This is a genomic window from Pseudomonas sp. MH9.3, from assembly GCF_034354675.1.
Lineage (GTDB): Bacteria > Pseudomonadota > Gammaproteobacteria > Pseudomonadales > Pseudomonadaceae > Aquipseudomonas.
Window position 1 is genome coordinate 1,690,927 of the sequence record NZ_CP133785.1, and the last position, 13,886, is coordinate 1,704,812.

General features: G+C 62.7%; 11 protein-coding genes and 3 tRNA genes. 1 reads left to right on the forward strand and 13 read right to left on the reverse strand.

Translation table 11 applies throughout. From position 1 onward, the window contains the following. Positions 1 to 15 precede the first annotated feature (15 nt). Positions 16 to 1,299 carry an NAD(P)/FAD-dependent oxidoreductase gene (locus RHM60_RS07105; protein WP_209983159.1) on the forward strand — a complete coding sequence of 428 codons (1,284 nt, stop codon included), beginning with the start codon at positions 16 to 18 and terminating at the stop codon, positions 1,297 to 1,299. 232 nt (positions 1,300 to 1,531) lie between these two features. On the opposite strand, the gene RHM60_RS07110 is transcribed toward RHM60_RS07105, so the two are convergent. The 13 genes from RHM60_RS07110 to RHM60_RS07170 all read right to left on the reverse strand — a co-directional run bounded on the left by RHM60_RS07110 (position 1,532) and on the right by RHM60_RS07170 (position 13,767). Further along, a tRNA-Asp gene (locus RHM60_RS07110) sits at positions 1,532 to 1,608 on the reverse strand. A gap of 106 nt (positions 1,609 to 1,714) precedes the next feature. After that, positions 1,715 to 1,791 (reverse strand) — tRNA-Asp (locus RHM60_RS07115). 55 nt (positions 1,792 to 1,846) lie between these two features. Beyond that, a tRNA-Val gene (locus RHM60_RS07120) sits at positions 1,847 to 1,922 on the reverse strand. A gap of 106 nt (positions 1,923 to 2,028) precedes the next feature. Then, positions 2,029 to 2,781, reverse strand: a complete 753-nt coding sequence (locus RHM60_RS07125; RefSeq protein ID WP_373460628.1) for an SDR family oxidoreductase — start codon at positions 2,779 to 2,781, stop codon at positions 2,029 to 2,031. Positions 2,782 to 2,804: 23 nt separating this feature from the next. Next, the gene (locus tag RHM60_RS07130; protein WP_209983162.1) at positions 2,805 to 4,016 is read right to left on the reverse strand and encodes an O-succinylhomoserine sulfhydrylase; all 1,212 of its coding nucleotides are present in this window, start codon (positions 4,014 to 4,016) and stop codon (positions 2,805 to 2,807) included. A 69-nt stretch (positions 4,017 to 4,085) separates the two neighbouring features. Then, the gene (gene purF, locus RHM60_RS07135; protein ID WP_003234313.1) at positions 4,086 to 5,591 is read right to left on the reverse strand and encodes an amidophosphoribosyltransferase; all 1,506 of its coding nucleotides are present in this window, start codon (positions 5,589 to 5,591) and stop codon (positions 4,086 to 4,088) included. A gap of 41 nt (positions 5,592 to 5,632) precedes the next feature. After that, positions 5,633 to 6,190, reverse strand: a complete 558-nt coding sequence (locus RHM60_RS07140; protein WP_003234314.1) for a CvpA family protein — start codon at positions 6,188 to 6,190, stop codon at positions 5,633 to 5,635. Between the two features lie 247 nt (positions 6,191 to 6,437). Continuing rightward, positions 6,438 to 7,091 (reverse strand): SPOR domain-containing protein, encoded by a 654-nt coding sequence (locus RHM60_RS07145; RefSeq protein WP_231423060.1) that lies wholly within the window; start codon positions 7,089 to 7,091, stop codon positions 6,438 to 6,440. Then, the gene (gene folC / locus RHM60_RS07150; RefSeq protein WP_231423061.1) at positions 7,075 to 8,382 is read right to left on the reverse strand and encodes a bifunctional tetrahydrofolate synthase/dihydrofolate synthase; all 1,308 of its coding nucleotides are present in this window, start codon (positions 8,380 to 8,382) and stop codon (positions 7,075 to 7,077) included. The genes RHM60_RS07145 and folC overlap by 17 nt, the downstream gene beginning before the upstream one ends. Continuing rightward, on the reverse strand, positions 8,379 to 9,299 hold the full coding sequence (accD, locus tag RHM60_RS07155; RefSeq protein ID WP_003234319.1) for an acetyl-CoA carboxylase, carboxyltransferase subunit beta: 921 nt from the start codon (positions 9,297 to 9,299) through the stop codon (positions 8,379 to 8,381). The genes folC and accD overlap by 4 nt, the downstream gene beginning before the upstream one ends. 245 nt (positions 9,300 to 9,544) lie before the next feature. After that, positions 9,545 to 10,165 (reverse strand): phosphoribosylanthranilate isomerase, encoded by a 621-nt coding sequence (locus tag RHM60_RS07160; RefSeq protein WP_231423062.1) that lies wholly within the window; start codon positions 10,163 to 10,165, stop codon positions 9,545 to 9,547. Between the two features lie 64 nt (positions 10,166 to 10,229). Further along, positions 10,230 to 11,054: a tRNA pseudouridine(38-40) synthase TruA gene (gene truA / locus RHM60_RS07165; RefSeq protein WP_209990423.1), complete on the reverse strand. Its 825-nt coding sequence runs from the start codon at positions 11,052 to 11,054 to the stop codon at positions 10,230 to 10,232. A gap of 169 nt (positions 11,055 to 11,223) precedes the next feature. Next, the gene (locus RHM60_RS07170) at positions 11,224 to 13,767 is read right to left on the reverse strand and encodes a FimV/HubP family polar landmark protein (RefSeq protein ID WP_322214073.1); all 2,544 of its coding nucleotides are present in this window, start codon (positions 13,765 to 13,767) and stop codon (positions 11,224 to 11,226) included. Between the last annotated feature and the right edge of the window lie 119 nt (positions 13,768 to 13,886).

Consider the following 13,886-nt stretch of genomic DNA (forward strand, 5'->3'; position numbering starts at 1 on the left):
AACAGAGGTTCCAGGATGGCGAACACCCCCTATCCCCAGTCATATTACGCCGCATCCGCCAATGCGGTTCCGCCTCGTCCGATGCTGCAAGGTGAAGTCGAAACCGATGTCTGTGTGATCGGCGCCGGCTATACCGGCCTTTCCAGCGCGCTGTTTCTGCTGGAGAACGGTTTTCGCGTCACGGTGCTGGAGGCCGCCAGAGTGGGATTCGGTGCATCGGGCCGCAATGGTGGGCAGATCGTCAACAGCTACAGTCGCGATATCGACGTGATCGAGCGCAGCGTCGGCCCCAAGCAGGCGCAGTTGCTGGGCGAGATGGCATTCGAGGGCGGCAGGATCATTCGTGAGCGCGTGGCCAAGTATCAGATCCAGTGCGACCTGAAGAACGGCGGCGTATTCGCTGCACTCAACAGCAAGCACATGAGCCACCTCGAGTCGCAGAAACGCCTGTGGGAGCGCTACGGTCATACGCAACTGGAGCTGCTGGACGAGCGCCGCATCCGCGAAGTGGTGGGCTGCGACAACTATGTCGGCGGCCTGCTGGACATGAGCGGCGGGCACATCCATCCGCTCAACCTGGCCCTGGGTGAAGCGGCCGCCGTTGAGTCCCTGGGCGGTACGATCCACGAACAATCTGCCGCTCTGCGTATCGAGCGCGGCGCCAATCCGGTGGTGCATACAGCCGAAGGCAAGGTCAGGGCCAAGTTCATTATTGTCGCGGGCAACGCCTACCTGGGCAACCTGGTGCCGGAGTTGGCCGCCAAGTCGATGCCCTGCGGCACGCAAGTGATCACCACCGCCCCCCTGGGCGATGAATTGGCCAGGAGCCTGTTGCCACAGGACTACTGCGTCGAAGACTGCAACTACCTGCTCGACTACTACCGTCTCACCAGTGACAAGCGTCTGATCTTCGGCGGCGGCGTGGTCTATGGCGCGCGCGACCCGGCGAATATCGAAGCGATCATTCGCCCGAAAATGCTCAAGGCGTTTCCGCAACTCAAGGACGTAAAGATCGACTACGCCTGGACCGGCAATTTCCTGCTGACCCTGTCGCGCCTGCCTCAGGTCGGCCGCCTGGGCGACAACATCTATTACTCCCAAGGCTGCAGCGGCCACGGCGTGACCTACACGCACCTGGCCGGCAAAGTGCTGGCCGAAGCCCTGCGCGGTCAGGCGGAACGCTTTGATGCGTTCGCCGACCTGCCGCACTACCCCTTCCCCGGTGGGCAGATGCTGCGTACACCGTTCGCCGCGCTGGGTGCCTGGTACTACGGGCTGCGGGATAAGCTGGGGTTCTGACATAAAGCGGGAGCCGGTTTACGGCTCCCTCGGCCGACCCAAGTACGCCTTGCACCCACCTCAGCCCAACTACACGTTTCATCAGATTGCGCTGTGAGCCCCGCCCGCCGCTCATAACCAAATCGCAGACACAAAAAACCCCGGTCTCTCGACCAGGGTCTTTGCTATCGGATCAAAGCAGCCAATGGCTTTCTTTGCGCTTGAAGGCGTTCAGCGGGCCTTGAAGCAGATATGGCGCAGCGGACGGGACTCGAACCCGCGACCCCCGGCGTGACAGGCCGGTATTCTAACCGACTGAACTACCGCTGCGTATCGCTTGACCGGTTAAGCGTGAAGCCCTCAACCGTCTTTAAACATCTGATCGATCAGCCTCGGCTGTTCAATCTCAAGCCCGACCATTCGAACCTGGAAAATATGGCGCAGCGGACGGGACTCGAACCCGCGACCCCCGGCGTGACAGGCCGGTATTCTAACCGACTGAACTACCGCTGCGCGTCGGTGCAACCTTTAACGTTGCGTCTTGCCCGTAAGCAAAACTCTCAAGAAGTGGTGGGTGATGACGGGATCGAACCGCCGACCCTCTGCTTGTAAGGCAGATGCTCTCCCAGCTGAGCTAATCACCCTTTGCGTCGTTGAGGCCGCGAAATTTACGCAGATAGCAGACCTAAGTCAATAGCCTGCTTGAAGTTTTCCTGAAAAAGACAAAATTGCTTCAAGCGCCAGCTCGCCTCACTCGCTGTAAATCATCTTCTTGCTCATGCCACCATCCACCACGAACTCTTGCCCGGTCACAAACCCGGCCTGACGTGACAGCAACCACGCAACCATCGCCGCTACATCCTCCACGGTGCCCACCCTGCCCCCCGGATGCTGGGCATGATCAGCATCGCTCAGCGGCTCGGCACGCCGCGCCGAGGGGTCCCGCGCATCGATCCAGCCGGGGCTCACCGCATTGACCCGCACCTCCGGCCCCAGACTCATCGCCAGGGCGTGGGTCAAGGCCAGCAGGCCGCCCTTGCTCGCCGCATAGGCTTCGGTGTCCGGCTCCGATTGACGGGCGCGGGTGGACGCCAGATTGACGATGGCGCCCCCATGGGCACGCAGGTAAGGCGCGCAATGTTTGGCCAGCAGCATCGGCCCGCTGAGGTTCACCGCCAGCACGCGGTTCCAGTAGGCCAGGTCCAGGCTTTCCAGGGTGATATTGTGCGGATCGGCCACCGCGGCGTTGCACACCAACGCATCCAGACGCCCGAACTGCCCCAGCACTTGCGCAACACCCTGAACCACCTGCTTCTCGTCAGCCACGTCCATGGTGATAAACCAGGCATTGTCGCCGAGCACCCTGGACACCTTGGAGCCACGCTCGCGATCCAGGTCGGCCAACACCACCTGCCAGCCTTCGCTGATCAGCCATGCAGAGATGCCCAGACCAATCCCGCGAGCTGCGCCGGTTACCAGCGCGACACGCCCATTACTGGCCACTGCGACCTCGGTGGACCACTCGATCACAAGGCAGCCAACCCGCGGGCCAGGTCTGCCTGCAAATCAGCCACGTCTTCCAGGCCTACCGCAACACGGATCAGGCTGTCACGAATGCCCGCCGCTTCACGCTCCTGCGGGGCCAGGCGGCCGTGGGACGTGGTACCCGGGTGGGTAATGGTGGTCTTGCTGTCACCCAGGTTCGCGGTGATCGAGATCAAACGCGTTGCATCGATAAAGCGCCAGGCGCCCTCTTTGCCGCCCCTCACTTCAAAACTCACCACCGCCCCGAAACCGCGCTGCTGGCGCTGGGCCAATGCGTGTTGCGGGTGGCTCTTGAGGCCGGCGTAGTGCACCTTTTCGATGCCGTCCTGTTGCTCCAGCCACTCGGCCAGGGCCTGGGCATTGGCACAATGGGCCTTCATGCGCAGGCTGAGGGTTTCCAGGCCCTTGAGGAAAATCCACGCGTTGAACGGGCTGAGGGTCGGCCCGGCAGTGCGCAGGAAGCCGACGACTTCCTTCATCTGCTCGCCACGACCGGCCACCACTCCGCCCATGCAGCGGCCCTGGCCGTCAATGAACTTGGTCGCCGAGTGCACGACGATATCGGCACCCAGCTTCAGCGGCTGTTGCAGCGCCGGCGTGCAGAAGCAGTTGTCGACCACCAGCATCGCGCCCTTGGCATGAGCCACTTCGGCCAACGCGGCGATATCCACCAGTTCGGCAAGGGGGTTGGACGGTGACTCGACAAACAGCAACCGGGTATTGGCCTTGATCGCCGCATCCCAGCCGGACACGTCCGCCAGCGGCACGTAGTCCACCTCAATGCCGAAGCGCTTGAAATACTTTTCGAACAGGCTGATGGTCGAACCGAACACACTCCGCGACACCAGCACATGATCGCCGGCGCTGCACAGGCTCATCACCACCGCCAGGATCGCCGCCATGCCGGTGGCCGTGGCCACGGCCTGCTCGGCGCCTTCCAGCGCGGCAATACGCTCTTCGAATGCACGCACGGTCGGGTTGGTGTAGCGCGAATAAACGTTGCCCGGCACTTCGCCGGCAAAACGCGCGGCAGCGTCGGCGGCCGTGCGGAATACGTAGCTGGAGGTGAAGAACATCGGATCACCGTGCTCACCTTCCGGGGTACGGTGCTGGCCGGCGCGCACAGCCAGGGTATCGAAAGCTACGCCGTCGAGGTCGCTGTCCAGCCGACCGGCATCCCATTCCTGACTCATGCTGCGGCTCCTTACTCTCGAAATTCTTTATTTAAGATACAAAACCGGCCCCTCAGGGCCGGTGTTTACTCAGTTGTTATACAGATCGATGATCGCGCTGACCGCCTGGGTCTTGACCTTCGACGAGTCGTTACGCGCCTGCTCGATCTTGTTCAGGTAGGCATCGTCGACGTCGCCGGTCACGTACTTGCCGTCAAACACGGCACAGTCGAACTGATCGATCTTGATCTTGCCACCGCCGACGGCCTCGATCAGGTCCGGCAGGTCCTGGTAGATCAGCCAGTCGGCGCCGATCAGGTCGGCCACGTCCTGGGTCGAACGGTTGTGAGCGATCAGCTCATGGGCGCTCGGCATGTCGATACCATACACGTTCGGGTAACGCACGGCAGGCGCGGCGGAGCAGAAGTACACGTTCTTCGCACCGGCTTCGCGGGCCATCTGGATGATCTGCTTGCACGTGGTGCCGCGCACGATGGAATCGTCCACCAGCATTACGTTCTTGCCGCGAAACTCCAGCTCGATGGCGTTGAGCTTCTGGCGCACCGATTTCTTGCGCGCAGCCTGGCCGGGCATGATGAAGGTGCGGCCGATGTAGCGGTTCTTCACAAAGCCTTCGCGAAACTTGACGCCCAGGTGGTTGGCCAGCTCCAGGGCGGCGGTGCGGCTGGTGTCCGGAATCGGGATCACCACGTCGATATCGTGCTCGGGACGCTCGCGCAGGATCTTGTCGGCCAGCTTCTCGCCCATGCGCAGGCGCGCCTTGTAGACCGAGACGCCATCGATGATCGAGTCCGGACGGGCCAGGTAGACGTGTTCGAAGATGCACGGGGTCAGCTTCGGCGCCACTGCACACTGACGGGTGTGCAGCTTGCCATCTTCGGTGATGTACACCGCTTCGCCCGGCGCGAGGTCGCGTATCAGGGTGAAGCCCAGCACGTCCAGCGACACGCTTTCGGATGCGATCATGTACTCGACGCCTTCGTCGGTGTGACGCTGACCGAACACGATCGGACGGATGCCGTGGGGGTCGCGGAAACCGACGATGCCGTAACCGGTGATCATCGCCACCACGGCGTAACCGCCGACGCAACGGTTGTGCACGTCGATCACAGCGGCAAACACATCTTCTTCGGTAGGCTGCAGCTTGCCGCGCTGGGCCAGCTCATGGGCGAACACGTTGAGCAGCACTTCCGAATCGGAACTGGTGTTGACGTGGCGCAGGTCGGATTCGTAAATCTCCTTGGCCAACTGTTCAACGTTGGTCAGGTTGCCGTTGTGCGCCAGGGTGATGCCGTACGGCGAGTTGACGTAGAACGGCTGAGCTTCGGCCGACGTCGAGCTGCCGGCAGTCGGGTAACGCACATGGCCAATGCCCATGTGCCCGACGAGGCGCTGCATGTGACGCTGGTGGAACACGTCACGCACCAGGCCATTGTCCTTGCGCAGGAATAACCGGCCGTCGTGGCTGGTCACAATACCGGCAGCGTCCTGGCCGCGGTGCTGGAGGACGGTTAGCGCGTCATACAGCGCCTGATTCACGTTCGACTTACCGACGATACCGACGATGCCACACATGCGACGCAACCCCTACTTAATGAATCTTGACTGAACCCTGCTTACTGAGGCGTTTTGGCCGGTAAGAGGTGTTCCTTGAACGGAAGATCAGCGGGTACGCTGATTCCGCTGGCCAGCCACTGACTGCTCCACCCCAATATGAGGTTCTTGGACCAGTCTGCAACCAAAAGAAATTTTGGCACGAGCACCGACTCCTGCCACCACGCATCCTGCTGAACCGGTCCCAGGCTCAACAGCCCGACCGCCACCACCACCAACAACGCGCCACGCGCCGCGCCAAAAGCCATGCCGAGAAATCGATCGGTCCCGGAAAGGCCGGTGACGCGTATCAATTCGCCAATAAGGTAATTGACCATTGCCCCCACCAGCAGCGTGGCGATGAACATGATGGCGCAGCCCGCGATGACGCGGGCCGAAGGTGTCTCGATGTAGCCGGCCAGATAAACCGACAGTGAACCCCCGAACATCCAGGCTACGACTCCTGCGATGATCCAGGTCAGCAACGACAGCGCTTCTTTTACGAAGCCGCGGCTCAGACTGATCAAAGCAGAGATGGCGACGATGGCAACAATCGCCCAATCAACCCAGGTAAATGGCACGTTAGAGCCTACGGACGGATAAGGCGGCGCATTTTAGCAGAGCGCCGGGCTGTCGGTAAGCGGTGTTTGCGAGCGCTTTGCAAATCAATGATGTGTAGCGGGCAAAGCCCCTTTCAAGGCCACCGTAAAAAACAATGTGGGAGGGGGCTTGCTCCCGATGGCGGTGTATCAGTCACTGAACAGGCTGACTGCTACATCGTCATCGGGAGCAAGCCCCTCCCACAGTTGATTGCACTCCAGGCTGAAATCAGCCGCGCTCAGGCTGGAAGCGGGTCACGAACCCCTTCAGGTTCTGCTGACGATCCAGCAGGTCCCGCAGGCGATCCGCCTCGGCGCGCTCGATCAGCGGCCCGATAAACACGCGGTTCTTGCCATCGGCACTGCGGATATAGGCGTTGTAACCCTGGCTGCGCAGTTTTTTCTGCAACGCGTCGGCACCTTCGCGATTGCCAAGGCTGGCCACCTGGATCGACCAACTGATCGGCAGGCCATTGGGGTCGATACGACTCTGCCCCACATCCGGCTTGCCCGGCGCTGCCGGTTGCGGTGTGACCGGCTTGGGCGCAGGTGTCGGCGCGGCGGGCTTGGCCGCCACCGCAGGCGCTGGCTTGACCACCGGCACGCTCTGTTGCACGGGCGCGGAAGGCGCTGACGGCGCAGCAGCAGGCTCTTCGACAGGCACCGGCTCGTCTTCGGGCAATGCCTGCGGCTCGGGCACCACCACCGGCTCGACCTGCACCTGAGGCACGGCGGGCGCCTGGGGCGCTGCCGGGGCTTCGACGACTACCTGGCGCTGTTCGTCCTGACGGGAAAACAGCATCGGCAGGAAAATCACCGCCAACGCCACCAGCACCAGAGCTCCGACCATTCGCTGCTTGTATGCGCTATCCAGTAATGCCATGTGCAGCTTCCTCCGTGGGACGCCGGGCCAACCACTCAAGCGCCTCGGCAACACAATAAAATGATCCGAACAACAGAATCTCGTCCTCGGTCGTTGCCACCGCGCACTGGGCCTCGAGGGCTGCGGTCAGGCTTGCATACGACGCCACGCGCGCACCAAGGTTCTGCAAGGCCAGTTCCAACTCCGCCGCCGGTCGACTGCGCGGCGTATCCAGCGGCGCAACCGCCCACGCCTGGACACTGTCGAGCAACGGCGCAACCACGCCATCGAGGTCCTTGTCAGCCAACAGACCGAATACGGCGAGTCGTCGCCCCTGCGGCGGCGTGCGCGCCAGGCGCTGCGCCAGGTACTGCGCCGCATGGGGATTGTGCCCCACATCCAGCAGCAGGTTCAGACGCTTGCCCTGCCACTCGACTGCACGACGATCCAGACGCCCCACGACCCTGGTCGCCAACAATGTCGCGGCAATCTGCGCAGCATCCCATGGCAGGTCCAGCAACAGATAGGCCTGCAGCGCAAGCGCGGCATTTTCCATCGGCAGGTTCAACAGCGGCAAATCGTGCAGCTCAACCGTTTTTCCGCGCGCATCGCGCCCGCGCCACTGCCAGTGCTGCTCGCCGATGTCGAGGCTGAATTCGCGACCACGCAGGAAGAACGGGCATTCCAGCTCACGCACCTTGTCGAGCAAGGGTTGCGGCGGATCCAGATCACCGCACAACGCAGGCTTGCCCGCACGGAAGATACCGGCCTTTTCATAAGCCACCGATTCGCGGGTATCGCCCAGGTAGTCGACATGGTCAACGCCAATGCTGGTCACCAGCGCCAGGTCGGCATCCACCACGTTGACCGTGTCCAGACGACCGCCCAGGCCCACTTCCAGCACGACCACATCCAGTTGCGCACGCTCGAACAGCCAGAACGCCGCCAGGGTGCCCATCTCGAAGTAGGTCAGGGAGATTTCGCCACGTCCGGCATCAAGTGCGGCGAACGCTTCACAGAGTTGCTCATCGGTGGCTTCGACCCCGTTGAGCTGCACCCGCTCGTTGTAACGCAGCAGGTGCGGAGAACTGTAGACGCCGACGCTCAGGCCTTGAGCCTGAAGCAGCGCCGCGACAAAGGCGCAGGTCGAGCCTTTGCCGTTGGTGCCGGTCACCGTGATCACACGCGGCGCCGGCCGGCCCAACCCGAGGCGGGTCGCTACCTGTTGCGAGCGCTCCAGGCCCATGTCGATGGCGGACGGATGCAACTGCTCAAGGTAGGCGAGCCATTCGCCCAGGGTACGTTGGGTCATAGGTTTGCAGGCACCGGCGGCACGACGATCGGTTCGATTTTAGGCGCGACGTACACCGGTGTCGGCAGCCCCATCATTTGTGCCAGCAGGTTGCCCAGGCGTGGACGCAGCTCGCCGCGCGGGATAATCAGATCGATTGCACCGTGCTCCAGCAGGAATTCGCTACGCTGGAAGCCTTCCGGCAGCTTTTCGCGCACGGTCTGCTCGATCACGCGCGGGCCGGCAAAGCCGATCAGGGCCTTGGGCTCGCCGACGATCACGTCGCCGAGCATGGCCAGGCTGGCGGAAACACCGCCGTAGACCGGGTCGGTCAGCACGGAGATAAACGGAATGCCTTCTTCACGCAGACGCGCCAGCACCGCGGAGGTCTTGGCCATTTGCATCAGGGAAATCAGGGCTTCCTGCATGCGCGCCCCCCCGGAGGCGGCAAAGCAGATCATCGGGCAACGGTTTTCCAGCGCGTAATTGGCGGCGCGCACAAAGCGCTCACCGACGATGGCACCCATGGAACCGCCCATGAAGGAAAACTCAAAGGCCGAGACCACCACCGGCATGCCCAGCAGCTTGCCACTGACGGAAATCAGTGCGTCTTTCTCGCCGGTCTGCTTCTGCGCAGCAGTGAGGCGGTCCTTGTACTTCTTGCCGTCGCGGAACTTGAGACGGTCGACCGGCTCCAGATCAGCGCCCAGTTCGTTACGACCGTCGGCGTCGAGGAAGATGTCGATGCGCGCGCGCGCGCCGATGCGCATGTGGTGATTGCACTTGGGGCAAACGTCCAGGGTCTTTTCCAGCTCCGGGCGGTACAGCACCGCGTCGCAGGAAGGGCACTTGTGCCACAGACCTTCAGGAACCGAGCTTTTCTTCACCTCGGAACGCATGATCGAAGGGATCAGTTTGTCTACTAACCAGTTGCTCATGCTTTCTTTCTCCAGTACCGGTGGCTTGAACACAGCCCCGCGTATGCCCTTGAGCTAAATTCATGTGTGGCGATGACGCGGGCGGGTCGGGGTCAGACGTTCGACCAGCCATTTCCCGTCCGCATCCTCAGCCTTCCAGACAACCTGCCTGTGCAGGGTTGTCACTTCGTTCCCGGCCCTCCCGCAGGCGGCGCCGATGCTGCGTTACACAGTGGTAGTTACTGACGGCGGCAGACTGCCAGCCGTCACATCGCGCGCACGGCCTGCATGAATGCGCGAATCTTGTGGTGATCCTTGATGCCCTTGCTCTGCTCTACTCCGCCGCTCACATCCACGGCATACGGCCGAACCTGTTCGATGGCCGCCGCGACATTGGCGCAGTTCAAGCCACCGGCAAGGATGATCGGCTTGCTCAACCCTTCGGGGATCAGCGACCAGTCGAACGCTTCACCCGTGCCGCCCGGGACGCCTTCGACGTAGGTGTCCAGCAGGATCCCGCGAGCGCCCGCATAAGTGGCACAGGCGGCGGCAATGTCATCACCGGCCTTGACCCGCAGCGCTTTGATATACGGGCGTTGATAGCTTTCGCATTCGTCGGGGCTTTCGTCGCCGTGAAACTGCAGCATATCCAGAGGCACCGCATCGAGGGTCTCGTCAAGCTCGCAGCGGCTGGCATTCACGAACAGCCCCACGGTGGTGACAAACGGTGGCAGCCCGGCAATGATCGCCCGCGCCTGCAACACGTTCACCGCCCGCGGGCTTTTGGCATAGAACACCAGACCAATGGCATCCGCCCCCGCCTCGACTGCCGCCAGCGCGTCTTCCATGCGGGTAATCCCGCAAATCTTGCTGCGAACGGCTGACATGTCTTGGAAACCTCAGGGATTGCACCGAGAAAGTCCCGGATGGTAACAAAAGCTTTTCCGGGCGTCAGCCGCCAAGTTCGCTGAAACCTGTGAGGAAGTGTGGCCCGATGAAGCGCTCCGGCAGCTCGAACTCGTCGCGGTACTCCACGCCCACCAGATATAGACCAAACGGATGGGCCGTCACGCCGCCCGTGCGGCGAACACGGCTTTCCAGCACCTCGCGGGCCCATTCCACCGGACGCTCGCCGGTGCCGATGGTCATCAGAACGCCCGCAATGTTGCGCACCATATGGTGCAGGAACGCCCCGGCGCGAATATCCAGCACGATCATCTTGCCGTGCCGGGTGACGCGCAGGTGGTGGACTTCCTTGATCGGTGACTTGGCCTGGCACTGGCCGGCGCGGAATGCGCTGAAATCATGCACGCCCACCAGATGCTGCGCAGCTTGGGCCATGCGCTCGGCATCCAGCGGACGATGGTTCCAGGTGATTTCCTGATTGAGGTGCGCCGGGCGGATCTGGTCGTTATAGATCACATAGCGGTAACGCCGGGCGATGGCCTTGAAACGCGCATGAAAATGCGCAGGCATGACCTTGGCCCAGGTCACACTGACGTCGTGGGGCAGATTGATATTGGCGCCCATCACCCAAGCCTTCATGGTGCGCTCGGCCTGGGTATCGAAGTGCACCACCTGACCACAGGCGTGCACACCGGCGTCGGTACGCCCGGCGCACATCAGCGACACCGGCGAGTCGGCGACCTTGGACAGGGCATTTTCCAGGGTTTCCTGCACCGTCAACACACCCGACGCCTGACGCTGCCAGCCGCGGTAGCGCGAGCCCTTGTATTCGACGCCGAGGGCGATGCGGTAAAAGCCTGCGGCCGCCATTTCGGCGGCCGCGTTATCTATGTTTGCCAAGAACTGAGAGCCCGATGAGTTGCGCAAAGGCGCGCATTATAAAGGCGACGGACGAAGCCGGGGCGCTTTTGTTCGCAATGGACGCTGATACAAATGTGGGAGGCAGCCCCCCACTCCCACACGTCCCCTGCATCGGGCTTCAGATTCTGCCGAGCATTTCCTTGGCCTCGCTGCGCTGCTCTTCGCTGCCTTCGGTCAGCACTTCGGACAGGATGTCACGTGCGCCATCGGCATCGCCCATGTCGATGTAGGCCTGGGCCAGGTCCAGCTTGGTGGAGACCTCATCGGTGCCCGAGAGGAAGTCGAACTCCGGCTCGTCATCGCCCAGCGCCGCGTCTTCAGCGGTAAAGGTAGGCTCGATCGGCGGATGCTCCAGGCTCTGGGACAGACGATCAAGCTCGGCGTTGACATCATTCAGTTCCGAGGCGAATGCATCCGGCTTGGACGCCGCTGGCGCTTCAGGCTCATCGGCCAGGGACAGGTCGAAGTCTTCCGGCAGCTCGAAGTCATCCACGGCAGTGGGTTTGAGGGGCGGCGGTTCAACGTTCATCGGGTCTTCAAGACCGGAAAGAAAGTCGTCATCGGCCTGGGAGGACGGCGGATCCAGTTGCAGATCGAAGTCCGAGCCTTCATTCGACGTGGCTTGGTCGTTGGTCTGTTGCTTCAACAGCGATTCAAAGGTCGGCTGATCGGCGGTCACTACCGCGGGCGAAGCAGCTTCCAGCTCATCCAGGCTAAGGTCGAAATCGTCGGCTGTTGCATCGGGCGCGGGCTTTTCTTCGAGCAGGTCCTTGACGTACTGGGCATCGAGCGCCGCAGCCGCAACGGCGGCACTCACGCCCGCCGCGAGGACGGCCATGGCCGGGAAGCGCGATTTGAGCTGTTCGACCTGGGCGTGGTTTTCACCGGTGGCTACCAACTGACGCTCCTGCGTCACGAACCCGTCCTTGTCGTTCTGCAGGCCGTAGACTTCCATCAGCTTCAGGCGCAGGTCGCTGCGCTTGGGATCGCGCTTGATCGCCTGCTCCAGCACATCGGCCGCCTGGTTCAAGTGACCACGGTCGATGTGGGACTGGGCTTGTACCAGGGCACCACTGGCATTGGTCGGGTTTACCGCGGCGGCCAACGGCGAAAGCACCGAAGCCACCGTTGGTACGGCTACCGGCTCGACCACGGGTGCAGGCGCGGGGGCCAGCTTGACACTTGGCGGTGCGACTTCCAGGCCTTCGAAACTGTCCGAGGGCAGGTCACGGTCGATGCTCGACGTGAATTCCGCCTCCTCGGCCAGCGCGCGGGCCATGCGCAGGTGCTTTTCTTCTTCAAGCCGGGCATTGCGATGGCGCGCCCACAGCAGCAGCAACAACAGCACCAGCAAGCCGGCCGCACCGCCAATGACGCCGAGCACGATGGGATTGGTGAGCAGGTCGTTGAACTTGCCTTCGGTGCTGGCAGGTGTTGCCGCCGGCGTGGCCACCTCTGGTGCAGGCGTTGCAGACGCGGGGGCCGCTGGCATGGCAGGGGTTTGAGTCGCAGGCGCTTCAGCCGCTGAATCCGCAGCCGCCGGGTCAGCAGCAGGATCAGCCGCCAACTGCGCCGGCATCGCCGCCGTCGCCGGCTGGCCTTTTTCAGCCTGCAGCCTGGCCAGTTGATCATTCTTCAGTTGAATCAGCTTTTGCAGCTTGTCGAGCTGGCTTTGCAGGTCGGCCGCGCGGCTCTTGAGTTCTTCGTTGTCGCGACGGGTGGTGTCCAGCTGTTCCTGGGTCACGGCAAGTTTCTCGCCCAGGGCCTGGCTGTCGCCGGCGTTGCCCTTGGCGCCCTTGCGCGCGGCTTCGGCGGAGACCAGGCTCAAGGTGTCCTTGGCGTCGGTGGTCGCGGCGGCATTGCCCGCCTGGGTGCGGCGGGTGGCATCCAGTTGCTGGCGGCCGGCGGGCTGATTGGTCGCACTGCGGCGGCCCTGGCGCCAGGCTTCGTTCTGCGCACGCACCTCGGCAATCGCCTGGGGTTGCGGCAGCGCGGTGCTTTGCGTGGCATCGGGCAGGCGCAGGACCTGACCGGTCTTCAAACGGTTGATGTTGCCATCGATGAAGGCGTCAGGATTCAACGCCTGAATGGCCAGCATGGTCTGCTGCACCGAGCCGCCATTGCGGCTCTTCTGCGCGATTTCCCACAGGGTGTCGCGGGACGTGGTGGTGTGCTGGGCCGACGCGCGTGCCGCAGCCGGAGCGCTGCCGGCGGGCGCCGACAGACGCGGTGCGGGCGCAGCGGCCGGCGTTGCCTGATCGAACTTGGCCGGGTCGAGCAATACGCTGTAGTCACGCATCAGGCGGCCATTGGGCCACTGCACCTGCAGCAGAAAACGTACGTAGGAATCGGGCAACGGCTTGGTGGAGGTGACCCGCACCACGCTGCGGCCGTTGGGGTTGATCACCGGGGTGAACGTCAGGTCATCGAGAAACGCCTGACGATCCACGCCCGCATCGACAAAGGCCTGGGAGGACGCCAGGCTCGGCGTGATTTCGGCGGCGGTAAGGCCACCGACATCGAGCAATTCGATGTCCACCGACAGCGGCTGGTTCAGCTTGGACTTGAGGGTCATCTCCCCCAGCTGCAGCGCTTGCGCCATACCGGAAGACAGCGCCGAGGCGGCCGCTATTGCTAACACCAGTTTGCGAACTTGAACCATAGCCTCATCCTTTGTCTGAACACTCCCCGGCCTGCGAGAAGGTTGGTAACCGCTGCCATTAGGCATGGCGAGCCGATAGGTTACCGACGCGCTTCTGTGCCGCTTCCGACCAAGCATAG